The sequence below is a fragment of the Micromonospora sp. NPDC049257 genome (assembly GCF_040678915.1).
In the GTDB taxonomy this organism is placed as follows: Bacteria; Actinomycetota; Actinomycetes; order Mycobacteriales; family Micromonosporaceae; genus Micromonospora; species Micromonospora antibiotica.
Genome location: NZ_JBFAQU010000013.1, coordinates 1 through 23,537, shown reverse-complemented (window position 1 = coordinate 23,537; position 23,537 = coordinate 1). Strand labels below are relative to the sequence as shown.

The 23,537-nt window shown below is 71.0% G+C and carries 19 protein-coding genes and 1 riboswitch; of the genes, 7 read left to right on the top strand and 12 right to left on the bottom strand.

The annotated features are described in order from the left end of the window. Positions 1 to 25 precede the first annotated feature (25 nt). A complete protein-coding gene (locus AB0K25_RS19640) occupies positions 26 to 394 on the top strand; it encodes a tetratricopeptide repeat protein (RefSeq protein ID WP_363821926.1) in 369 nt (122 codons plus the stop codon). A 676-nt stretch (positions 395 to 1,070) separates the two neighbouring features. Here AB0K25_RS19640 and AB0K25_RS19635 read toward each other — a convergent pair. Beyond that, complete coding sequence (locus AB0K25_RS19635) at positions 1,071 to 2,321, bottom strand: hypothetical protein (RefSeq protein WP_357538433.1); 1,251 nt, start codon at positions 2,319 to 2,321, stop codon at positions 1,071 to 1,073. 659 nt (positions 2,322 to 2,980) lie between these two features. Here AB0K25_RS19635 and AB0K25_RS19630 point away from each other — a divergent pair. From AB0K25_RS19630 to AB0K25_RS19620, 3 genes are all read left to right on the top strand, one after another. Continuing rightward, the gene (locus AB0K25_RS19630; protein WP_255597529.1) at positions 2,981 to 3,394 is read left to right on the top strand and encodes a VOC family protein; all 414 of its coding nucleotides are present in this window, start codon (positions 2,981 to 2,983) and stop codon (positions 3,392 to 3,394) included. After that, entirely contained in the window at positions 3,391 to 3,672 is a 282-nt protein-coding gene (locus AB0K25_RS19625) for a helix-turn-helix domain-containing protein (RefSeq protein WP_208570228.1), read from the top strand. The genes AB0K25_RS19630 and AB0K25_RS19625 overlap by 4 nt, the downstream gene beginning before the upstream one ends. Positions 3,673 to 3,778: 106 nt before the next feature. Continuing rightward, positions 3,779 to 4,438 (top strand): hypothetical protein, encoded by a 660-nt coding sequence (locus AB0K25_RS19620; RefSeq protein WP_219460107.1) that lies wholly within the window; start codon positions 3,779 to 3,781, stop codon positions 4,436 to 4,438. Positions 4,439 to 4,711: 273 nt separating this feature from the next. On the opposite strand, the gene AB0K25_RS19615 is transcribed toward AB0K25_RS19620, so the two are convergent. Then, positions 4,712 to 6,760, bottom strand: a complete 2,049-nt coding sequence (locus AB0K25_RS19615; RefSeq protein ID WP_363821569.1) for a 2Fe-2S iron-sulfur cluster-binding protein — start codon at positions 6,758 to 6,760, stop codon at positions 4,712 to 4,714. Here AB0K25_RS19615 and AB0K25_RS19610 point away from each other — a divergent pair. Continuing rightward, complete coding sequence (locus AB0K25_RS19610; protein ID WP_363821566.1) at positions 6,749 to 6,961, top strand: helix-turn-helix domain-containing protein; 213 nt, start codon at positions 6,749 to 6,751, stop codon at positions 6,959 to 6,961. The genes AB0K25_RS19615 and AB0K25_RS19610 overlap by 12 nt on opposite strands. Positions 6,962 to 7,139: 178 nt before the next feature. On the opposite strand, the gene AB0K25_RS19605 is transcribed toward AB0K25_RS19610, so the two are convergent. The 4 genes from AB0K25_RS19605 to AB0K25_RS19590 form a co-directional block, all read right to left on the bottom strand. Beyond that, positions 7,140 to 7,574: a hypothetical protein gene (locus AB0K25_RS19605; protein WP_219460112.1), complete on the bottom strand. Its 435-nt coding sequence runs from the start codon at positions 7,572 to 7,574 to the stop codon at positions 7,140 to 7,142. Positions 7,575 to 8,013: 439 nt separating this feature from the next. Next, positions 8,014 to 8,637, bottom strand: coding sequence for a 5,6-dimethylbenzimidazole synthase (gene bluB / locus AB0K25_RS19600; protein WP_219460116.1), 624 nt, complete (start codon positions 8,635 to 8,637; stop codon positions 8,014 to 8,016). Positions 8,638 to 8,673: 36 nt separating this feature from the next. Next, positions 8,674 to 8,873: riboswitch (cobalamin riboswitch) on the bottom strand. 34 nt (positions 8,874 to 8,907) lie between these two features. Further along, complete coding sequence (locus tag AB0K25_RS19595) at positions 8,908 to 9,093, bottom strand: hypothetical protein (protein WP_363821562.1); 186 nt, start codon at positions 9,091 to 9,093, stop codon at positions 8,908 to 8,910. Positions 9,094 to 9,130: 37 nt separating this feature from the next. After that, a complete protein-coding gene (locus tag AB0K25_RS19590) occupies positions 9,131 to 9,943 on the bottom strand; it encodes a kelch repeat-containing protein (protein ID WP_363821559.1) in 813 nt (270 codons plus the stop codon). 798 nt (positions 9,944 to 10,741) lie between these two features. Here AB0K25_RS19590 and AB0K25_RS19585 point away from each other — a divergent pair. Both AB0K25_RS19585 and AB0K25_RS19580 read left to right on the top strand, forming a co-directional pair. Beyond that, complete coding sequence (locus tag AB0K25_RS19585; protein ID WP_363821557.1) at positions 10,742 to 15,025, top strand: amino acid adenylation domain-containing protein; 4,284 nt, start codon at positions 10,742 to 10,744, stop codon at positions 15,023 to 15,025. Between the two features lie 20 nt (positions 15,026 to 15,045). Beyond that, positions 15,046 to 16,314, top strand: a complete 1,269-nt coding sequence (locus AB0K25_RS19580) for an MFS transporter (RefSeq protein ID WP_219460127.1) — start codon at positions 15,046 to 15,048, stop codon at positions 16,312 to 16,314. 200 nt (positions 16,315 to 16,514) lie between these two features. Here the strand turns inward: AB0K25_RS19580 and AB0K25_RS19575 are convergent, their stop codons facing one another. From AB0K25_RS19575 to AB0K25_RS19550, 6 genes are all read right to left on the bottom strand, one after another. Continuing rightward, complete coding sequence (locus tag AB0K25_RS19575) at positions 16,515 to 16,727, bottom strand: S8 family serine peptidase (protein WP_363821923.1); 213 nt, start codon at positions 16,725 to 16,727, stop codon at positions 16,515 to 16,517. 86 nt (positions 16,728 to 16,813) lie between these two features. Further along, a complete protein-coding gene (locus AB0K25_RS19570) occupies positions 16,814 to 18,295 on the bottom strand; it encodes an NAD(P)/FAD-dependent oxidoreductase (RefSeq protein WP_219460134.1) in 1,482 nt (493 codons plus the stop codon). Positions 18,296 to 18,311: 16 nt separating this feature from the next. Further along, positions 18,312 to 20,141, bottom strand: coding sequence for an ABC transporter ATP-binding protein (locus AB0K25_RS19565; protein WP_363821553.1), 1,830 nt, complete (start codon positions 20,139 to 20,141; stop codon positions 18,312 to 18,314). Continuing rightward, positions 20,138 to 20,908 carry a class I SAM-dependent methyltransferase gene (locus AB0K25_RS19560; RefSeq protein WP_363821550.1) on the bottom strand — a complete coding sequence of 257 codons (771 nt, stop codon included), beginning with the start codon at positions 20,906 to 20,908 and terminating at the stop codon, positions 20,138 to 20,140. Before AB0K25_RS19560 ends, AB0K25_RS19565 begins: the two co-directional genes overlap by 4 nt. Further along, entirely contained in the window at positions 20,905 to 21,471 is a 567-nt protein-coding gene (locus tag AB0K25_RS19555) for a hypothetical protein (RefSeq protein ID WP_219460146.1), read from the bottom strand. The genes AB0K25_RS19560 and AB0K25_RS19555 overlap by 4 nt, the downstream gene beginning before the upstream one ends. Further along, positions 21,468 to 23,384 (bottom strand): alpha/beta fold hydrolase, encoded by a 1,917-nt coding sequence (locus tag AB0K25_RS19550; protein WP_219460150.1) that lies wholly within the window; start codon positions 23,382 to 23,384, stop codon positions 21,468 to 21,470. Before AB0K25_RS19550 ends, AB0K25_RS19555 begins: the two co-directional genes overlap by 4 nt. Positions 23,385 to 23,537 lie beyond the last annotated feature (153 nt).

Here is a 23,537-nt window from a genome sequence, read left to right as displayed (position 1 = left end):
CGCTGAGGGTGCGTATCGGCGGCGGGTGCGGGTGTCGGGTGAGGACCATCCCGACACGCTGACTTCTGCGAACAATCTGGCCAGCGCGTTGGGTCATGTGGGGGAGTTTCGGCGGGCGTTGGAGGTCGCTGAGGGTGCGTATCGGCGGCGGGTGCGGGTGTCGGGTGAAGATCATCCGCAAACGCTTTTTGTAATGGTCAATTTGGCAAACTTACTGATGCAACAAAGGCGCATAATCCCGGCTCGCCAGTATGCTGAACAAGCACATCAGAAACTACGAACTAACCTCGGAAGTCAACATCCAAGCACAAGGCATGCGCGCAGCACCCTCGATCAAATAGTTGCCGCTATGGGCGGGCGTCAGCCGAAACGCAAATCCCGCCGCCGACCTTAGCCACCGCTGTGGGCAGCGGCGGCTGCCGCTGGGGACCGTCCGGGGACCACACGATGTGCGTGCTGGTGCATTGGCTGCACGGAGGTGCACGTTGGCGACGGTGCGCACCATGTATGACGTGCGGTAGCGAGTAACTGTCCGTCCTGGGGGTCAAGGGGTCGTCGGTTCGAATCCGGCCGTCCCGACAGACAAAAGCCCTGACCAGCGAAAATGTTGGTCAGGGCTTTGACTTTCATCTATGGAGATTTGAACCTCCTTCGAAGACCCCCCGTTTAGCGGGGGCGGCACGCTCTGGTGCCCGGTGACCAGAGGGGGTCCGTGCGTCCGACGGACGCACACGGACAGCGCAACAGTCGACGAGATGCCGCCGGACACATCGTTGCTGAGCTGCGCAGTCGTCTACCGCAGATGCTGTGGGGGTCGAAAGGGTCGTCGGTCTGCATCAGGCCGTCCGAAGGACAAAAGCCCCTGACCGGCGGAAGCGCTGGTCAGGGTGGTGGTCCAGCCATCGACGTACGGCGGCGAGGTCGATGCGGTTCAGTCCCCTGTGCGGGTCGACGCGGTGCAGGGCGTGCCGATCGCGGGTGAGCAGCGGGAGAACGGCAGGAGTGGATGTTCAGGTGAGGTCGTCGCTCACCTCAACCCACCGGGCGTACGCCTCAACGGCGAGGCGGCGCTACGTGATGTCGAACAGTTGCCTCAGCCTGGCCTCGATCAGGGGTTGACCGGCGGCGGACACGTCGTAGTGGCCGGCTCCTTCGAGGACGGCGAGGTTGATGTCGTTTCCGTTGATCAGCATCTTGTTGACGGTGTCGTAGGTGACCGTGGCCGGGCTGGTGATGTCGTCGGTGCCGTACAGCCAGAGAATCGCCCCCGGTAGCGTCGAGTTCTCCAGCCTGCCCTGGTTCTCCGCGTAGAACCGCTTGTTCTCAGGCAGCGAGTTCGGGGTGTCGCCGCGAACACCGGGGTAGGTGGTCAGCCGGTGTGCCGGCGACGCGCTCAGGTAGTTCTGGATGTCCTGCTTGACCAGGGCGTTCAGATCGTCCAGGCAGGTACGCCAGTTGTCACGGTAGAACCTCAGCATGGTGGGGCCGTAGATCGTGGCGGGGTCGATGTCGTAGCCCGCGTACCGTTCGGTCCTGGTGAAGTAGATGGTCTCCGCGTTGGCGAAGACGAGTTGCTCGATCTGGTGCTCCGTTGGCGGGAGCCCCGATCGTGCAGCCGCCTCGATGTCGTTCCACAGGACCCGGTTCATGGCGGGCACGTCCGGTACCGGGGCGAGGGTGATGGTGCCGCGGTACTCCAGTTCGGGGTCGGCCATGGTGGCCTGGTCGGAGTAGTACGCGGCGGCCAGAGCGGCGAAGCCACCTTCCGACCAGCCCGCCGGCACCCACTGACCCGACAGTCGGTCACCGAGGAGCCGCTGCGCGGCCACCGCGGCGAAGACCATCGAGTTTCCCTCGCTGGACAGCTCGTAGTAGCCGTGCCCCTCCGGGACACCCTCGGCCACCGGGCCGAGTCCCTCGTAGTCCGGGGCGACCACGGCGATGTTCATCTTCAGGATGGACGCCAGCAGGGCCGCGTTCGGCCCGTCGGCCCACCGGCCGTGCTCCTGGAGTTGCACGCTCGGCGCGCACTCCGGAGCCCACCCGACGGTGCCGTGCCCCCACACCACGAGTGGCCACCCGCCGGCCGGTGGTGCCTGCGTGGGCAGGAACAGCATGGCGGTGGCGTTGATCTGGCCGCCCCGGATACCGGGCATGCGGTAGACGACGAGTTGACCGTCGGCCACGTCGGCGATCACCGATGGGACGTTACGCAGCGGCGTGGGGGTGCCGACCACGTCCCCGTCGGCGGCCATCTCGACGGTGCCGGTCGGACCACCGTCAGCACCCCATGCCGGGGCGACGGGGATCAACAACCCCACCAGCAGCACGACGAGCGGGAATCCGCGTCGGACACGACCACGTCGTCCGTGTGATCCGATGGGGCAACTGGTCATCCTGCTCCCGTCGTCGTGAGTTCCCGAGACTGTCCCGGGCAGGGCGTCATGCTCCACCACCACCGACGTGACCCGTCGCGTCGTCCGAGCGCCACCACAGGGCGCCGGGCAGCCGGGAGCACGTGGCCGTGACGTGTGCCGGGTCGGCAGGCCGGATCCCCGCGACGAGCCTCCGGTTCCGGTGCCTACGGGTCGAGAATAGGCCCGTGCGGTCAGGTCAGAGATGGTTTTCCCGGGCCGGCCCCGGGCCGGCGGCGACGACCGGCCCGTCCGACGCCATGACCACTCACCGGGTAGGTGGTCGCCCGACCCCGGCAGCGGGAAGGAAGCCCTACCCGGCCAGTCCTCCGTCACCACGTAGACCTCACCGTCACCGGGTTGACCCGACCTGCCGGCATCATCGGGGCGACCCGCCGCCAGGCCCACCCAGGAGCACGACGGCCCATGGCGTCCTGGCCTTCTCCGGGATCACACCATGGCGGGACCTTCCTGACGAATTCGACATGTGGGAGGGCACCGACTCCTGGTCCCGTCGCTGGACGGCGGACGCACGCCGCTTGACCTGCCACTTGTATTTTGCAAGTATGGCCCGTGTGAGCCTCTTCATCACCTGCCCGGTCGAGAGCGTCGAGCGCGCAACCGCCTTCTACACCGCCCTCGGCTGGACCCTCAACGCCGAGATGTCCGACCACAACGTGTCGTGCTTCGCGATCGCCCCCGAGCAGTACGTCATGCTCGGCAGCCGCGAGATGTACGCGAGCGTCGGCGGAGTCGAAGAGTTGATCGGCGGACCTCGGACGCCCTCGAAGGTCACGGTCTCGTTCGACCTGGGCAGCCGGGAGGCGGTCGACGAACTCGTCGACCGCGCCGGCGCTGCTGGCGGGCGGATCGGTGACACCGACGACTACCCCTTCATGTACCAGCGTCAATTCGACGACCCCGACGGCTACCACTACTCACCGTTTTGGATGAAGACGGACGCCGATCCGACCGCGTGAGCGATCTCGCCGCGGCCCTCGACATCGTCGGAGCACGGTGGGCCCTGCTCATTGTGGAACGGCTGCTCGACGGGCCACAGCGCTACGGCGATCTGCAGCGTGACCTCGGCGTGCCGACAAACATGCTCGCGATACGCCTGCGCGAGCTCGAAGCGGCTGGCGTGCTGATCCGCCTGCCCCTTCGACACAACACCCGGGCCTATGCGCTGACCGACCGCGGGTTCGCCTTGCGCGAGGCGATCGTCGCACTCGGCAACTGGGGCAGACGCGACTCCTGATACGGCACCGCCGTCCGGGATCATGGCTGGTCGTTCACGGGAGGCAGAGTATGCAGGGCACGGTAGGGAGATGACTGCTATCGGAGGCGGTCCGATGGTAAGAGACATGACGCCGCGTCAAGCGGTCGACGTACGGGTGCACCGCTGGCTGACGATCGTGGGGGCGCTCCTCACCGCCGCAGCCCTGCTGCTGTTGTCGCTTCTGCCTGACCCGCCCGCCGAGGCGGTCGCGATGACGGCGTGGGTCGAACGCGGCCACTCATTACTGATGTGGAGCAACGAACTGCTGTTCTTCGCGGTCATCTGCTGGGGAGCCGGTGCGCGCGGTCTATTCAGCGCGGGCCTGGCCGGCCCGTCGGCGTGGATCGACGTGGGAAGGACCGCTCTCACAGTCGCCCTCGTCGCGCTCGTCGTCGTACTGCTCGCGGTGGGGCGTCTGGTCTACCCGGTGTTTGAGATCGACCTGTCAGCCGAGGTCGTAGCCCTGCTCGTCAGCTCGACGTTCGGCGCCCTGCACGTGGCGTTCCTGGGTTTCGCCGTTGCTGCGGTGACGCTCGGCTGGTCGACACGCGCCGGACTGGCCGGGCGAGCTGTCGGCATCGTTGCCGCAGCCGCATTCGTCGTGGGCTCCTTCCCCTGGTTGACACCGAACTGGTGGAACTCACTGGTTCCGGTGCTGCTCGCCGCGTGGGGTGTCTTTCTCGCCCGCGTAACCCGCACCGAGAATTCCGGCGACGCTACGGAGAAGGCGGGTACCACTGTCTAGCGCATCAGCCGTCGCGAGACCCTGACGGGAATCCGGGATGGAGGCGGCGTGTAGTGGGCTCGTCGGGCTCGAGCTTGCGGAATCGCGTCAACCCGACCAGTGCAGACGGTGGGTGGCGTCGTTGGTCGGACGGATGACGCACGCGTGATCAGGTGGCGGACCTCATTGACCGTGGGTGTGATCAGCCTGGTGTCGGCCGGGTCGTCGTCGGTGGCGTCGTGACTACGACGCCGTCGACCTGCAACCCCGACGATCTGCCACCCGGTGTCCAGATCAGCCTTGGCCACTTATCGCGGAACGCCCCTGGTCGGCGAGGTCGATGGTCACCTCGGACAGGGGCTGGGCGACACACGTCAGGGTGTAGCCGGCGGCCCGCTGCTGCGGGGTGAGACAGTTCGGCTCGCTCAACACGACGTCGCCGCGGCGAAGCCGCACGACGCACTCGCCGCAGGTGCCGACGGTGCAGGAGAACGGCAGGTCGATCCCGGCGGCGAGACCCGCGTCGAGCAGACTCTGACCGGGCTCGACCGTCCCCGCGCCGACGGGCTGCCCGGCCGCCTCCACGGTCATCGGCTGCGGCGTCGTGGTCGCGATCGTGGTGCCGGCACCCGAGGTGTACGTCTCGTGGTGCACCCGCGCGTTCGGCACGCCGAGGCTCGCGAGCACCTTCCGTACGGTGCTCATGAGCGCCTCGGGGCCGCAGACGTAGTAGCGGGCGTCTGCGGCCGGCGCACGGCCGGTGAACCAGTCCACCAGGCGGTCCGCGTCGAGACGGCCGTCCCGTCTGGTCAGGACGTGGGTGACGGACAACCGGTCGGGGTGCTCCGCGGCCAACCGGTCGAGGTCGGCGGCGAAGATGACCTCGTCGGCGTACCGGCTGCTGTGGAGCAGCGCGATCCGGTCGTGGCCGGCCCGGTCGGCGAGCCGCGTACGGATCATGCTCATCATCGGCGTCACACCGCTGCCGGCGGCGACGAGCAGTATTTCGGTCGGTGGCTCGGTCTCGGTGTGGAACGTCCCGGACGGGCCGTGCAGGCCCAGGAGGTCCCCGACGCGCAGCATCCGGTGCACGTGGCTGGAGAGCCGCCCTCCCTCGACATGCTTGACGGTGACCTCCAGCCGCGTCGTCCCCGGCGCGGACGAGGCCGAATAGGCCCGCCGGACCGGTCGGCCGTCGACCTCGACGACGAGCGTGAAGTACTGACCGGGCCGGAACGCGAAGTGGTCGGGCCGTCCGGCGGCGTCTTCGAGGACGATCGTGACGGTGCTCGGCGTCTCCCGGCGCATCTCCACGATGCGCACCTCCCGCAGCGGACTTCCGGCCCGGTCGCCGTCGGTCCGTCGCCCGTCCGCGATGTCGGCGTAGCCCTCCTTACGCAGCGCGGAGCGGTAGGCGCGGCGCATCACCACCCGCAGCGCCCGCGACAGCCCCGGGATCGCGCCGATGACCCTGAACAGTGCCGCAGGCGGCCCGCCCGGCGCGTCCGCCGAGTTCGTGGCGAGGTGCTCCAACGCGATCATGGTGAGATCCGGCGCGGCACTGCGGTCGAGGTGTGCGCCGGGATGCCACAGCCGGGCCCGGGCCACCGCGTCGTTGCCGGTCACCTCGGCGTGTTCGACGTCGATGACGAGCGCCGCGTGCGGTGCCAGCCCGCGCAGCGCGAGGGTCCGTAGCAGTGCCGGGTCGTCGGTTACCACGCCGCGCCCGCGTACGTGCAGCACCCCGCTGCGGCCGGGCACGAGCGCGGCGAAGGCGAGCCGCTCATCCTGCAGCAGGTTGTGTAGCGTGTCGGCGCGTTTGTTGCCCCTGCGGTCCGGGAGCACGAGCGTCCGACCGTCGAGGATCCGGACCACCGTTCCCCGATCGCCTCGGGGACTGGTGTCGCTGCCACCCTCGGTGTCCCAGCTCGACAGTGCGAGGAACGGCGCTGCGGCGAGGAACTCGGCCACACCGGGTGCCCCCAGCGGCTCGTCGAGGGCGATCTGCGGGGCCGACGCGGTCTGCTGGGTGGGTGGCTGCCACAGGCCGGACCGGAGGATGGCCTGCGCGCAGTGGACCCACGCCTGCCTGATCACCACCGTGGTCCGTGCTCGCCGCTGGGAGGTGACCGTGCCGTTGACACGCAGGACCTCGCCGACTCCAGGCAGCAGGAAGAACATCGACGTCGGCCCGGGGGAGGCGTCGGCCTCGGGGAGGGCGAACGAGATCCGCGTGGGGGACTGGACGTGGGCGAACCCGGCGACGCCACCGACGAACGTCGTCCGGCTCGTGCCGCGCTGCGCCGCCGCATGCCGGGTGTGTCCCAGAAGATGCTCACCCACACCCTGCGTCAACTCGAAGGCGACGGCCTCGCCCGCCGCCGGGTGGAACCCACGAGTCCGCCCGCCGTGCACTACTCGTTGACAGCGCTCGGCGACACGCTCGTCGGTCCGTTGCGCGAGCTCAAACGCTGGGCCGAGCTGAACATGGGTGCGATCGATGCGCTGCGTACGGCTGCGGTCAAGGCCCGTCACGACCAGTAGGCAAGGAGGGCGGGCGGATCCTGTCACGGGGTGATGGTCGAGACCCGCGTAATCCCGACAGGTCGACGCCAGGCCGGCACCTCGACGGATGGAAGCCAGCACCACCCCGGTCCTTCCGTCGTTTCCGGGTGGGCCGCCTGCCCGGTCATCCCGGCACACCCTGCTGCTCCCGCTCCCGTCAGCCGCCCGGGCAGCGGTTGTCGCCGCCGCTGAGTTCCACGCAGTGCCCTGGCGGGCCGGGCGTCGTGTCTGCCGGCACCGGAGTGAGACCCCGCCCGACGGATGCGGCGAACGGTAGGGCGGGCACGGCGATCACGACGGTCAGCACCAGGAAGACGATCGCGGTTCGGACCAGCCGCAGCCGGTACGCGACGAGCGCGATGACTGCCGGGCCGGCGATCGCCACCAACGCGGCGACCAGTAGGGCCAGGCTCGCCTGGCGTCCGAGGCCCACCAGTTCGTCGGGCCGGCCGTCGTAGTTGGCGTTCCACTGCGCCAAGCCGATGCTCAGCCACCACACGGCTGCCGCGATCAGCCCGCCGATCCAGACCAGGACCAGGAGCCCCACGATCGGGCCACCCCACCGACGTGCACCGGCCGCCTCAGAAGTCACGCGGTTCAGCGTGGACGGTCCGACCCGACCAGGCATGAGTCGGCGTACTCAGCGCGCTCGTCGAGGCTGTGTTCGTCGGCCCGGGGGACATCCGACCGCAGTCAGGCGGGCGCTCGGGGCTGGTTTCTCCGTGAGCTGCCACCGGTCGCCGTGACCCGCGGCGACAACGACCGCCTCGCGTCACCGGTGAACCCCGAAGCGAAGTCCGGCGGGGAAGGCCGCCGGTGCAGCGGCGGCGCCGTGCCGGTCGTCGGTACCAATGAAGTCAACCTGTCTCGGGCAGGATTCAGGATGGCTGATTACTACCCTGTGCAGATCCAATGGCTGTCCCATCGCTGTCAAAATCCATCAGTGGGCACTCAGGAAGTCGGCGGGGGATCGACCGAAAACAGTGTTGCAGCGACGAGGCGCGCTGTCATCCACAATGGAAAATGGGGATTCAGCTGTGCAACCAACGGTCGTGGTGGATCGCCTCGGCGAGAGGTCGGCGTCGACGCCACCCGTGCCGTTCCAGGTCGGGCACGGACTCCAGGTGGGTGACCGGCCCGACGCAGAGCCAGGCCACCGGCCGGATGCCGGCCGGTGCGCCCAGCAGCCCGGCCAGGAACGACTCCCGGTAGAAGGAGACCCACCCGACGCCCAGCCCTTCGGCGGTGGCGGCGAGCCAGAGATTCTGGATGGCCAGGCAGACCGAGTAGAGACCGGCGTCGGCGATGGCGTGCCGCCCGAGCACGGCCGGGCCCCCACGCTGCGGGTCGTACGTGACGACGACCGACAGCGTCGACTCCAACACCCCGTCGATCTTGATGCCCGCGAACCGTTCGGCCGCCGCGCCGTCCAGGGTGGCGGCGAACGTCGCCCGCTCGGCCTGCACGTGCCGGTGGAACCGACGACGGATGGCAGGGTCCCGGACCAGGACGAAGTCCCACGGCTGTGAGTAGCCGACGCTGGGTGCGGCGTGCGCGGCGTCCAGGATCCGGTGCAGGGCGCCGTCCGGCACCGGTTCCCCGGTGAACTGGGCCCGGACGTCCCGGCGGCGGTGGATGGCGTCGTAGAGTTCCACAGGCAGGCTCCCGCTGCGCTCGGCCCACCCCGGACGGGCGGGCGGTCGACGCGAGGCCGGTCTTCGGACTCCCGGATCGACGCCAACCCGTCCGCCTTCCCAGCCGTACGGCCAGTGGCTGCGCTCCTCGCGCCTGGACGGTCGCTCCCCGGTCACCGCGGCGGGCCCGTGCCGGAATCACACCGGCTTCCCGATTCTCCCCGCACCCGCGGGGCACCTCGCACGATCATGCCGCCGCCGATGCTAACCCGTGCCGGTGACGCAGGCCGGTCACGCCCCCGGCGGGCGGCGGGCGGTCACCCGCGCGGACTCCACCCCGGCGGTGTGCCCACCGATCGCGAAGATCCTCCTGCCGCTGGTGACCGCCGCGCCTTCACGATGGGCGGTGGTGGTGCCGGTGACCGTCGCCCAGGTGCCGGTGTCGGGTGAGTACGCGTCCACCCGGGTGGTGTCCACGCAGTCGACCGGTCTTCCCGAAGGGTCGGTGACCAGTTCACAGCCACCTGGTCGCATAGATCCGGCCGTCCGGGCCGGTCGTGGCGTCGACCAGACACCGCCGGCTGGGAAGCGGCGCGAGAGTCGCCCAGGTGTCGGTGGTGGGCGAGTACGCCTCGACGACGTCGAGGACGTTCAGGACGCCGTCCCCGCAGCCGCCGATCGCGTAGATCCGCCCGTCTGGTCCGCCGGTCACCCCCATCTCGTAGCGCGGCGTGGGCATCGACGCCGCGGTGGTCCACCGGTCCACCGTCGGCTCGTAGACCTCCAGGGTGGACAGCGAGCCGCGACGGTCCCCGCCGACGGCGTAGACCCGGCCGTCGGTGCCGGCCGTCGCGGCGAGCAGTTGCCGTCCGCTGGGCATCGACGCGACGGGCACCCAGTGGTCGTCGCCCGGCGTCAGGGCGAGCACGGAGCTGAGGAACGCTCCCTCGGCACCGGGAGAGCTGCCACCGATCGCGTAGACGCGCCCGTCCCCGCCGGTGGCCGCCGCATGGCGGTACCGGGGCCGGGGCAGCGACGGACCGGCCCTCCACCGCCGCGTCCGAGGCGTGTAGACCTCCACCACCGTGGTGACCGAAGCCGCGTCGGCACCCCCGATCGCGAAGATCGACCCGTCCGGCGCCGTGGCCGCCGCCAGCGCGAAGCGGGAACTCGACAGCGCGTCGTCGGCCCGCCAACGGAGGGCGGGTCGGTCGCCCCTGGCGGCGGCACCGGCGACGGGTGCCGGCAGTTGGGCCACCGCGACGGCAATGGCGAGGAACAGTGTCCTCCATGGTGCGGCGCGGCCAAGAATGCGAATTGTCGTCACGACTGGGATGCTCCCTTCGCGCTGGGTCGACGGGCGTTTCCGCTGATCGGCAGGCTAGCAGTCCGGCGTACGCGGCAGCCGCGAAGGACCTGCCAATTTCCCCCGAGGGTGAAAATGGTGTCGTGGCTGAATGTGTGTTCGCTCGGGAAGCTGTCGCCGGTCACCACTTGGGGTCGTGTCCGCACGATGCGGAAGGGAATTGTCCTCACGTGCGCCGTGGGTGGTGCCGGCGTCGGGCGGGGAACGCGACGCCGTGATTGCCGGCTGCCGCCCGTGGTGAGGGGGTCGGCACCCGCGGGACGGTCCGGCCACCACGCCGGACGGCGCGTCGGCGTGACGTTGCGGGGCTGTCCGGTCGGCCAGGTCCGCCCCCGTTCCCCGGCGGGATCCTGGTGGTGCACCGCCCTCCGGGCGTCCGCCACGCGCAGTGACCGCCGACTGCGCCGAAACCGGGACGGTTCACCATGATGGACAGCGCTACGGACACCTGACCATGAGCCATACGGACCAGCTCAAATCAGCCGCAACCCCGCCGGCGAACTCCCGGCCGGCCATCAATACGTATTGACGCACCCCATCGCTAATGTTACCGTCGGTCATACTCTGGTCGCTAGCTGTGGCAATGGATCGAAGCAATATCCGGCACCGACCGATGATGCTGTCCAAGTTGATTCACCGTAGGTCACCCCGTGGCGAAACAGCGCCGGGTTCGCTCCCGGGCACTGACATCTCCGTGATTACGCGACACGAGTTTGCGCTTTTTCGACAGATTGCGGGTGTCTGTAGGAAGGAGAGGTAGTGACCGAGGCCCTGGTGAATTCGGCACACGCGACGGATTCGGCTGAACTGCCACTGTCGTTCGCCCAGGAACAGTTGTGGTTCCTCGACCAACTCGCCCCCGGCACACCGACGTACAACGTCGCCGTGCTGTACCGGATCGACGGCGACCTGGATCACTCGGCACTACAGACCGCGATGACCCGGGTCGTCGCGAACCACGACATCCTCCGCGCGCGCTTCGACGCGCACGACGGCGTTCCCTACCAGGTCATCGCAGCTCCTCCGGAGCAGGCGCTCGTGATCGACGACTCCACCGCAGCGGGGGAACTCCGGGAGACACGTGCCCTCGACGCGGCCACCACGCTGGCACGGACACCGTTCGACCTGGCCGTGGGCCCGCTCTACAGGTTCCGCCTGTTCCGCGTCGCAACGGAACGACACCTGTTGTCCATCGTCATTCACCACATCGTGTGTGACGGCTGGTCCATCAACCTGATCAGTGACGAGATCCGCAGGTCGTACGCGGCGATCCGGCAGGGTCACGAACTCCCGGCCGGCCGGGCCGCCACCGACTACGCCGATTTCGTCAAGGCCCAGCGGGTCGCCTTCGAAGACGGCACCTTCGAAGCGCAGCTCACCTACTGGAAGTCCCAACTGTCGGGCCTGCCGGCGTTGAACCTGCCGGCTGACCACCCGCGACCGCCGTACACCGTCCACCGCGGCGAACACCTCAGCCGGGTCTTTCCGGCATCGATCGGTGCCACCGCGCGCCGCCTCGCCCGGTCGCAGAAGGTCTCACTGTCGATGCTCCTGACCGCGGCCCTCGGGGTGGTCCTGTCCCGTTACACCGGTGAGGAGGACCTCGCCGTCGGCACCACCGCACTCGGTCGGTCCGATCCCGACCTGGAACAGGTCGTCGGCATCTTCGTCAACGCGGTGGTGCTGCGGCTGGACCTGTCCGGAAAGCCCACCTTCGCCGAGCTGCTCGATCGGGTCAAGGACACCTCCCTGCGGGCCTACGAGCTTCAGGACGTGCCGTTCGAGCGGGTGGTCGACCGCCTTGCCGTCCCCCGCGACCCCAGCCGCAATCCGTTGTTCGACGTCCTTCTCCAGGTGCTCAACGAGGAGACCGGCAGCGGCTCCCTCGACCTGCCCGGAGCCACCATCAGTGTGGTCGACCAGCAGACGATGCACTCCCGGTTCGACCTGTCGCTGACCTTCGCCGAGTCGGCGACCGAGCTGAGGGTGTCGGCGGAGTATTCGACGGAGCTGTTCGCCCGGTGGCGCATCGACCAACTGCTCACCCACATCGAGCGCGTCCTGACCGGTGCGGCCGCCGACCCCGGCATCAGGGTGTCCGAGATCGACCTGCTGTCCGCCGACGACCGGGCCGAGTTGATGCGGCTGGGTCGCGGTCCGGACGACGCCGTCCGCTCCGATCCCGTGCACGTCCTCGTCGCGGAACGGGCCGCAGCGGCACCCGACTCCGTCGCGGCGGTCTTCGAGGGCGTCGAGCTGACCTACGGGGAACTGGACCGACGTGCCGCCGTCCTCGCCGCCCACCTGAGGCACCGGTGCGGGGTCAGACACGAAGAGCTGGTGGGGGTCGCGATGGATCGCGGCCTGGACGTCCTCGTGGCGTTCCTCGGTGTCGCCAAGGCGGGCGCCGCGTACGTGATCCTCGACATCGACCACCCGGTCGGCCGCCTGGAGTTCATTCTCGACGACACCGACGCACACGTGGTGCTGACCACGAGCGACCTGCTCGCCAGCCTTCCCGAGCCCCGGTCGCGTCGTTACCTGTGCCTGGACCGCGACTGGCCGGACATCGAGTCCGCCGAGGCCGGGGGAGCAGGCGACCCGCTCGACGAGGTGAGCACCGGGGACTCGTTGGTCAGCGTGATCTACACCTCCGGTTCGACGGGCCGCCCCAAGGGGGTGCTGACCGAGCACCGGGCGTTGGTGTCCTACCTGGTCCCGTTCGCCGAGACCTTCAAGTTCGGCCCCGGCGACCGGATCCTGCAGTTCGCGTCACTCGCTTTCGACCTGTGTCAGGCAGAGGTCTACGCCGCGCTCATCAGCGGCGCCACGCTGGTGTGTGCACGCCGGGAGACCCTGCACTCGACGGAGTCGCTGTCCGCGCTGATCCGCGACGAGCGCATCACCTTCGTCGGCGCACCTCCGACGCTGCTGGCGCTGCTCGACGACGGCCCGTACCCGCACCTGCGCCACGTGTTCACCGGAGGTGAGGCGTGCCCGGCCGAGCTGGCCAACCGGTGGAACGTCGCGGGTCGGACGTTCGTCAACGGCTACGGCCCCACCGAGGCGGCGATCGGCGTGACGCTGCACGTCGTACCCCGCGGGGAATACCGGACCTCGCCGCCCATCGGCGGGCCCATCACCCGACGTCGCTTCTACGTCGTCGACGAGCAGTTGGCGCTGGTGCCGGTCGGGGTGCCGGGTGAACTGCTGATCGGTGGCGACGAGGGGCTGGCCCGCGGCTACCTCAACCGCCCCGACCTGCACAGCGAGAAGTTCATCCCGGACCCGTTCCGGTCCACCGGACGGGTGTACCGCACCGGCGACCTCGTCCGCTGGAACCGCGAGGGCCACCTGGAGTTCCTGGGCCGGATCGACACGCAGATCAAGCTGCGGGGCCTACGGATCGAGGTCGAGGAGATCGAAGCGGTGCTGCGTACCCATCCCGCGGTCGACACGGCGGCGGTGAAGCTGGCCGAGGACGCGCGGGGCCAGCAGATCCTCGCCGGCTACGTGACCCTGACCGGGTCGACGGAACCATCGGTCGCCGAGTTGCGCCGGCACGCCGCCCAGTTTCTGCCGTCATACATGGTCCCGCAGGCCTGGCGGGTGCTGGAGAGCCTGCCGATGTCGCTCAGCGGCAAGCTCAACCGGAGGGCACTGCCCGCACCGGCGGCGTACGTCCAGGCCGACCGGGAGGTCGTCGCGCTGGCCACCCCGACCGAACGGCAGGTCGCCGCCGTCTTCGCCGACGTCCTCGGCATGGCCGCCTGGCGACTCAGCGCCGACGACGACTTCTTCGAACTGGGTGGCAACTCGTTGCAGGCGATGCGGGTCATCAGCCGGGTCAACCAGGCGTTCAGCGCGAAACTCGGCGTCCGGACCCTGTACGGCTCGCCCAACCTGCGCGACTTCGCCCAGCAGGTGCACCTCCAGGCCGTCGCACCACCGGCCGCCGATCCGGCCGCCGAACCGCCCCACCAGCAGGCGGGCCCGCCCGCCGATGCGCTGAGCCTGGCGCAGACGATCGCGCTGGCCATGACCGACGTCCTGGTGTCACCGGCCACCCCGGCCGCCGTCACCGACAACCTGTTCGCACTCGGCGCCGACGAGGAGCACGCGGCGAAGCTGCTCCAGCTGATCGAGCAACGCCTGGGCACCCGGATCACGGCCCGGGACCTCTACACGCCCGTCGTCCTCGCCGCAGCGGTGCAGGCGCGACGGGCCGCCGACCAGCAGGCCGACACCTGGTCACCGCTGGTGACCCTGGCCGCCGCACCCAACGACGGCACGTACCCGCCGCTGTTCTGCGTCCCCGGCGCGTCCGGCTCCCCGTCCATCTTCGCCGGAGTCGCCCGCCGGCTGAGCCCGGAACGGACGATCATCGGTCTCGAAGCGCCGGGGCTGGAGCCGGGTCAGCACGCGCTGCCCGACGTGGTGGCGTTGGCCGGCCGTTTCGTAGCGGCGATCCGGGAACGGCAGCCGACGGGCCCCTACCATCTGCTCGGCTGGTCGATGGGTGGGTTGGTCGCGTTCGAGATGGCGCGGCAGCTCACGGAGGCCGGTGCGCCGGTGCCGTTCCTGACCGTCGTCGACACCCCGCTGCCGGACCCGTCCCGGACGCCCGACGACCGGCGCACCGTCGAACAGTTCGTCGCCGACATCGCGGCCGAGGCCGGTCGGGACGCCCCCGAACTTCCCCCGGGCTACCAGGGCCTTCCCGATCAGTTCGACGCGCTGTACGCGTTCCTGCGGGACACGGTGCTACCGGCGGAGATCGGGCCGGATCAACTCGGTTGCCGCCTGTCCGTCTACCGGGCCAGCGTGCGGGCCACCTTCCGCTACCGGCCCACCTGGACCTACCCCGGCCGGCTTTCCGTGCTCAGGACCCCGGGGGCGGTACCGGCCGGGCAGTGGGCCCCGCTGGCGGCCACGGTACGCGAGTACCGCGCCCCCGGCGCGCACCATTCGATGTGGTCCGGCGAGCACCGCCCCGTACTCGCGGCGGTCATCGACACCCTCCTCGCCGCAGCGGGAGAGTGAGGGTGTTCCAGCGACTGCCAGTGCGTGAGCGGCGGAGCAGAACGGGCCTGTGGTGGCAGAACCGGGACTTCCGCCTGTTCTGGATAGGCGAGACGGTGTCGATGTTCGGGACCCAGGTCACCGCACTCGCGTTGCCGCTGACGGCGATTCTCGTGCTCGACAGCAGCACCGAGCAGGTGGGTCTGCTGCGGATGGCCCAGCTCCTGCCGTACCTGCTGCTCTCGTTGCTCTTCGGTGCCCTCGCCGACCGGATGCCGCGACGGCCGCTCATGGTCGGGGCGAATGCGGTCCGGCTGGTGCTGGTCGGCCTCGTGCCGATCCTCGCCGTCACCGGTCAGTTGAGTCTCGGCTGGCTCTACGTCGTCACCGCAGGGGTGGGTGTCGCCGCGGTGATGTTCGACGTGTGCTGGGTGTCCTACGTGCCCACCATCGTCGCCGACCACACCCGACTCATCGAGGCGAACAGCCGCATCGGCGCGGCGGACGCCGCCGCCCACATCGGTGGGCCCGGCCTTGCCGGTGTACTGGTGAACATCCTCACCGCCCCCATCGCGCTCGTCGTGAACGCCGCGTCGTACGCGGTCTCGATCGCCATGCTGCTGCAGATCAGGGCCCGCGAGGTGAAGCCGGAACGGAGCGACACGCCCCGCAACCTGCGGACCGAACTGGGCGAGGGACTGCGCTGGGTGTTCGGTAACCCGCTGCTGCGCATCCTCGCGATCCTGGGTGCCTGCTACAACTTCTTCCTGATGTTCATCCAGACGGTGTTCCTGGTGTATGCCGTCCGGGAGCTTTCCCTGAGCACCGCCGTCATCGGCGGCATCCTCTCGTCGGGTGCCGTCGGTGGCCTGATCGGCGCCGCGTCGGCGCAGGCCGCAGCGCGGCGGTTCGGCGTCGGTCGGGTGTACGTGGCCTGCGCGAGCGTGTCCTTCTCCAGCTGGATCGTGGTCCCGGCAGCCGGCGGACCGACGGTGGTGCTCACCGCCGTGCTGGTGGCGGTGTTCCTGGCCTCCGCGGTGGCGATGGGGGCGACGAACGTCATCGTCGTCAGCCTTCGGCAGACCTTGACCCCCGACACGCTGATGGCCCGGATGAACGCGGTCATGCGCATGCTGATGCTCGGCGTCGCCGCGCTCGGTGGCCCCGTCGGAGGCGGACTGGCCACCGTCATCGGTCTACGCCCCGCCCTGTGGGTGGCGGCGGGGGCGTCGATCCTGGCGTTCGTCGTGTTCTTCCCGCGCCGGATCCTGCACCTGACGGAACTCCCCGAACCGGCCGCGACCCGGTGACCGGGGCCGGCGGACGACCACCGCTGCGCCGGGCACGTCGGCCCCCACCCGGCAACCGGGCGGCCACCCCGAGACCGCAGCGTGGCGGCCTCCGGGCCGACAGGGTCCTCCCAATCCGCTAGACCTCGACCACCGCAAATCCCCCCGATGGTCAAAACACGAGTCCGGCGGCCCGACCGGGTCGGGCCGCCGGATACCGTTCAGAGGGTTGGTGATCCGTAGAGCAGGCGGTTGGGTGAGCCGCTGCCGGGATTGGTCACCACCCCTGGGGTTGCGCTGTTGACCAGGTAGGAGTGCACCTGCGCCGGGGTCCAGGTCGGATTCTTGCCCAGTACCCGGGCGGCCATTCCGGCCACGTGCGCGGAGGCCTGGAGGGTGAGATCGAGGGACGTGACGGCGGGGTTGAGCGATATCGGGTACGGCCCGCCCGCGAAGACCGGACGTCCCGCGCACCGCGCCGATCGACGCCGCGCGACTCGGTCGACGCCGCCCGGTTCGGTCAGCGTCCGCCGCGGATCAGGTCGAGGGGGGCGGTGCGGATGCCGAAGTGCTGCCGCAGGGCGCGGCCGGCGGCGTGCAGCCCGGACATGCCGTGCACGGCCGGTCCGGGTGGGGTGGAGGCCGAGCAGAGGTAGACGCCGGGCAGCGGGGTCCGGTACGGGTCCCAGCGGGCTGCCGGCCGCATCACCAGCTGCCATGGTGTGACCGCGCCGCCGGAGATGTCCCCGCCGACGTAGTTCGGGTTGTGGCTGCCGGCCTGCGCCGCCGGCACCACGTGGGTGGCCAGGATCAGGTCGCGGAAGCCGGGCGCGAAGCGTTCCACCTGGGCGACGATCTGGTCGCTGACGTCGCGCGGGGAGCCGTTCGGCACGTGCGCGTACGTCCAGAGCACCTGCTTGCCGGCGGGTGCGCGGGTCGGGTCGACCACGCCGGGCTGCACCGCGAGCACGTACGGGCGTTGCGGGTGCCGGCCGCGTACCACCGCAGTTTCGGCGATCCGGGCCTCGGTGGCCGAGCCGACCAGGTGCAGGGTGCCGGCGCGGGCGCATTCCGGATCCGCCCACGGCACCGGCCCGGAGAGCGCGAAGTCGACCTTGCAGGCGGCCCCGCCGTACCGGAAGGAACGCAGACTGCGCACGTAGCCGGCGGGTAGCCGGTCGCCGGCGATGCGCAGCAGGCCGGCGGGGGAGACGTCGAGCAGGACCGTGCGGGCCGGCGGCAGTTGGGCCAGGTCGTCGATCCGGCTGCCGGTGACCACCCGGCCGCCGAGTTGCCGTAGCCGGTTCACCATCGCGTCGGTGATCGCCCGGCTGCCACCTGCGGGGACCGGCCAGCCGACCGCGTGTCCGAGGGTGGCCAGCAGCAGGCCGGCCCCGGCCGGGGCGAGCCGGCGCGGTGGGGCGATCGCGTGCGCCGCGACCCCGGCCAGCAGTGCGGCGGCCTCCCCGGTGCGGAACCGGGCCGCCGCGGCCGGGGTGCCCTGTTCCAGGGTGCGGAGCCCGAGCAGCAGTGCGGCGAGCGGGTCGCGGGGCACCCGGCGCAGGTCGGACATGGCCGTGTCGACCACTCCCGACCAGCGTCGGACCAGCGGCCCGAGCAGGGACCGCCAGGCCGCCCCATCGGGACCCAGCCCCTCGGCGGTGCGGTCCAGGTCCCGCCAGGCCAGCGCCGCCCGCCCCCCGTCGAGCGGGTGGGCGTACGGGATCTCCGGCTGCAACAGCCGTACGCCGTGCGCGGCCAGGTCGAAGGCGCGGAAGAAGGGCGAGGCGAGGGCCATCGGGTGCACCGCGGAGCAGACGTCGTGGTGGAATCCGGGCAGGGTCAGTTCCTCGGTCCGGGTGCCACCGCCGGTGGTCCCGGCGGCCTCGTGCACCTGGACGCTCAGCCCTGCCGAGGCGAGCACCAGTGCGGCGGCCAGCCCGTTCGGGCCGGAGCCGACCACCACCGCGTCGAATCCGCCGGCTGCCTTCTGCGCTCCCATGGTGTGCCCTCCCGCCTCAGACCAACGCCTGTTCCGCAGCCAGACTGGCGTAGAGCGCATCGGTGCGGACCAGCTCCGGATGCGAACCCACGGAACGGGCCGTGCCATTCTCCAGCACGACGATCTTCTCGGCGGCGAGGACCGTGGAGAGCCGGTGCGCGACCACGACCACGGTGGTCCGGCGGGAGATCTCCTGGATCACCTCGCGCAGGGCGGCCTCGTTGGCGGCGTCCAGTTGCGAGGTCACCTCGTCGAGCAGCAGCAGCCGGGGACGGCGCAGCAGCGCGCGGGCCACCGCGATCCGTTGCCGCTCGCCGCCGGACAGGGAGAGCCCCCGGTGCCGGATCGGGGCGTCCAGGTCGCCGCCGAGCCGGTCCAGCAGGGTGCTGAGCCGGGTGGTCCGCAGCACCGCGTGGATCTCCTCGTCGGTCGCGCCGGGGGTGGCGTACGCGACGTTCTCCCGCAGCGTCCCGGCGAGCACCGCGACGTCCTGCTCGACGTACCCGATGGCGGCGCGCAGCTCGGCCAGCGGCCAGTCGGCCAGCGGCCGGCCGTCGACGAGGATCCGGCCCTGTTGTGGTTCGGTGAAGCGTTCGATCAGGGCGAGCACCGTGGTCTTGCCGGAGCCGGAGGGCCCGACCAGTGCGGTCAGCCCGCCCGCCGGCACGGTCAGGGTGAGGTCGCGCAGGGCCGGTTCGTCCCGGTCCGGGTACCGGAAGCTGACCTGTTCGAACACCACCTCCGCCGGTCCGCGGGCCGACCCCGCCCCGGTCGTGGTGGTCGGCCCGCCGGCTCCCGCCGACCCGGCCGGGACACCGGTTGCGGTGGTCGCCGGGGTGGCGGCCCTGACCGGCGGCGCGGGGGGCAGGTCGATCGGCTCGGTGGGCAGCGCGTCGATCTCGGCGATCCGGGTCAGCGCCGCCCGCCCGATCTGCAGGTAGGTGCCGGCGCCGACGAGCTGCATCACCGGGTGGCTCAGGTAGGCCACGTAGAGCAGGAAGGCCACCAGTGCCGAGACCGGCATCGCGCCGCTGGCCACCCGTGCGCCGCCGACCCCGAGCACGACCAGGAACGCGACCTGGATGGCCAGGCCGGCGCTGGTGCCGGCGACCGAGCCCCAACGGGCCAGGCTCACCCCCTGCCGGTACGCGGTCAGCGCCGCCGCGTCGATCCGGGCCGCCTCGGTGGCCTCGGTGCCGGAGGCCTTCATGGTGGTGAACGCGCCCAGCGCCCGTTCCAGGGCGGCGCCCATGTCGCCCACCGACTCCTGGGAGCGCAGCGCGGCGGCGCGGATGCGGGGCATCAACAACCCCATGATGACCACCAGCAGCACCACCACGACCGCGGTCACCCCGAGCAGGGCCAGGTCGACCACCGCCATCAGTGCTACGGCGCCGAGCAGCATGACGCCGCCGGTGAAGATGTCGATCAGGGACTGGCTGGCGATCTGCCGCAGCAGCATGGTGTCCCCGGCGACCCGGGCCAGCAGGTCGCCGGGGGCCTGCCGCTGCAACGCCGGCACGGTGAGCCGCAGCAGGTGCCGGACCAGGCCGCGCCGCCCGTCCAGGGCGACCGCCTCGGCGGTGCGCAGGATCAGGTAGTTGCCGACTCCGAGCAGTACGGCGGCGATGATCACCAGCCCGGTCAGCACGACCAGCGCCCGGCCCACCCCCTGACCGGCGGTGAGGCCGTCGATCAGCGCCTTGGCGGCCAGCGGCTGGGCCAGCCCGAGCAGGCTGGAGGCGAGCAGCAGCACGGCGGCGGCCACGAACGGACCCCGGTGTGGCCGGACGTATCCGGCGATCATGCGCAGCCAGTGCCGCTCACCGGCGGCCGGGGTGCTCACCGGTCACCCGGGGCGCGGTAGACGGTGACGTACATCGGTTCCGCGCCGGTGAACTCGTTGCCGGCCCAGTCGCTGTGCCGGGCCACCCGGACCAGTCCGGCCTGTTCGGCGTACCCGTCGACCTCGTCGGGGGTGGTGAGCCGGCTCAGCTCCGAGGCGATCCGGGACCGGCCCTCGGAGATCCAGATGTGCGCCAGGTGCCAGATCCCGTTCGCCACGTCGATGGTGGAGTACGACAGCAGCCCGGTGTCCTGGCCGGGGTAGGGCACGAAGAAGGAGTCGCGGGCCCGGCCCTGGTTGAGCACGGCCAGCGCGAACTGCGGGTTGTGGGTCTCCACCACGAGGAGCCCGCCGGGGGCCAGCCGGGCGGCGGCGGCCTTCACGACCCGTTGCTGTTCCTGCGGGTCCAGCAGCATCGACAGGGTGCCGCAGATGCAGTAGACCAGGCCGTACCGGCGGTCGTCGGACCAGTCGCGGATGTCGCCGTGCACCGGCGTGACCGGGCGGGGTCGCTCGGTGAGGGCGGCCCGCAGCGCGTCGAGCATCTCCGGCGACGAGTCCACCCCGACGATCTCGCCGACCCGGTCGGCCAGCGGCAGGGCGATCCGGCCGGTGCCGACGCCAAGCTCCAGGGTGGGTGCTCCGCCGCCCGGGTGCAGGCCGGCGAGGTACGCGACGGCCGGCTCCGCCGCCGTCCCGCCGGGGAAGAGTTGGTCGTAGAAGTCGACGAACTGGCGTCCGTAGCCGCTGTCGGCGATCTCAGTCATCTCGGGGTGCCCTCCGGCAACGGTTCGAACGGGGAGACCAGCAGGTAGTCCGGCTGGTGGGATTCGTCGTAGCCGGCGCTGCGGGCGATCACGAACTGGAATCCCCGGGGTACGTCCGCCCCGGCGTACTGCCGGTGTACGGCGTGCGCGACGAAGTCCCGCAGCACCTCGTACGGCGCGGTGGCGGTGATCTCGACGCCGGGGGTGCCCAGGTGCACGATCAGGTCGGCGCAGATGTCGAAGATCGCCTTGTCCTGCCGGCGTTCCGGGAACCAGACCACCTGCCGCCAGTGCCGGCGTGGGATGTGGGTGGTCTCCACCCAGCGGGTCTGCGCGCCGTCGGCGGTGAGCACCCGGTGCAGGACGTGGAAGTCGTGCTGCGCCGGTTCGGGGGCGAAGAAGCGCCAGTTGCCGATGAGCAACCCGGGTACGTCGTAGCGGCGGAACCGGTCGAAGACCTGTTGCGGGTGCTGGCTGAGCACGGTCACCCCGAACCAGCCGACCAGGCCGGCGGTGATCGCCGTGGTCAGTGGGCGCAGGTCGGAGCCGACCCGGCGGCTCATCGCCGGACCTCCGGGCCCGGCCCGGTGACGTCGTCGACGAACGCGGTGAGGATCGTGACGACCTCCGCGGACCGGTCGGCGTCGGTGAGGATCTCGTCGTGGTCGGCGTCGGCGATCAGGTGCCGCTGCGCCCGGGGGGCCGCGGCGGCGAACTCGTCGTGCAGGTCGGCCTGGACGGCGTCGGCACGTGCGGTCCGCCCGGCCGTCACCACCACCAGCGGTACGTCGATCCGGGGCAGCCCGGTGCTCTCGTCTTCGAAGCGTTCCTGCACCACCCGCCACTCCCGCCGGGCGGCGGCCCACAGTTGCGGGTCGCGGTACTGGGCCAGGGCCAGCGGGCGGACGGGCTCGGGCAGCCGGTCGATCCAGGGGGCCCGGGGCAGCAGTGAACCGAACCCGGCCCGCAGGGAACCGGGCATGATGGCCAGGGTGCTGGTCAGCGCCCGGCCGCCCTCGGCCTGCCGTAGGGAACGGCGGAGTTCGGCGGGGTGGCTGGAGTCGACCAGGGCCACCCCGCGTACCTGTCCGCCGAGTTGTGCGGCGGCGAGCAGGGCCAGGTAGCCGCCGAGTGAGTGGCCGACCAGGACCACCGGGCGGTCGCCGGCCACGTGCCGGGTCAACTCGACCAGGTCGTCGACCATCGTCTCGAACCGGTACTCCCCGGTGTCCCGGTAGCGGCTGGCACCGTAGCCGGCCCGCTGGTAGGTGACCGTGGTGAACCGCTCACCGAGCGGACCGGCGATCCGCTCCCAGTGCTCGGCGGTGGCGGCCATCCCGCTCTCCAACACCACCACCGGCCCGTCACCGGCAGCCCCGCCGGACCGTGCCTCGGCCCCGCCGGACCGCGCCCCGGCACCGGTGGACCGGTCGGGTGGCGGGTTGCCGGCGTACCGGTAGGACAGGACATTGCCGGCGGCGGTGGTGACGGTGCGCTCGTCGCCGCGCCCCCGCTCGATCAGCCGACGCCGCCGGACCCGGGCGACCTGGCCGGCGGCGAAGAGCACCAGCCCGGCGGCCGCCGCCACGGCGGGCAGGGTGTCGTCGCGCCGGATGCCGGCCGCGTCGCCGGTGCGTTCCCGGGGCCGGGTGGTGTAGGCGACCGCCGGATAGGTGGAGGTGAACGCCCAGAAAAACCGACCGAGCCCCATCACCCGTGCGTTGACCAGGTGGAACGCCCCGGCGGTGGCGAGCAGGTACGGGGCGGGGCGGCCCTTAGCGGCGTAGGCCAGCGGAAACGCGCACTCCATCGCCAGCACCCCGTGGGCGGCGAGTTTCGTCAGCCGGGGGTAGCGGCGCATCAGCTGCCAGACCTGCGGGTCGCCGTAGGTGAGGGTCCGGGTGATGCCGGGCAGGGCGCGTCCGCTGCGCCAGGTCTCGCTGGGCAGCTTGGCCCAGCCGGAGACCGTGTACGACAGCACCGACTGCAGGGCGACGAACCAGAGGCAGGCGTCGACCACGGCGGGCCGGCGCTGGCCGGCGCGGGCGGCGGTGGTGAGCGCCTGGACCAGGAAGGAGACCTGGTCGGCGCCGTCGCTGCCGTAGAGGTGCTGGGCGTGCAGCGCGGCCTGGCTGCCGGAGAGCACCGCGTTCGCGGCGACCCGTTGCCGGCGGCCCAGCGGCAGCCAGAGCGCGGCCGCCGCGACGGCCCGGCTGACATGCAGCGCGGTGGCCACCCGGTCGTTGGCGGCCAGGTCCAGCGCCCGGGTCAGGCGGGGGGCGTGCTCGTGGAAGGTACGCCGGTTGACCGCCCAGTTGTTCGCCCCGCCCCGCTGCCGATCCCGGCTGCGGGTGAGGTATTCCAGGCTGGCGAAGAGGTGGGTCACCGAGCTGATCCGCTCGGTCCAGTTCAGCACGGCGGAGCGGTCGAACGTGGCGGGCGGCCGGAGCCGGCGGTGCCAGGGTGCTCTCTTCATGGGTCAGCGCTTCCTGATGGTGCGGGGAGGACCGGGGCGGGACGGGTGGGCCGGTGGACCCTTGCGGTTGTAGGTGTAATGGGTGTTCACGTAAGGGCCGTTGACACCTTGTGCAGTGGTGTGTTGTTGCAGGTCGGTGGTGCGGCCCTCGAT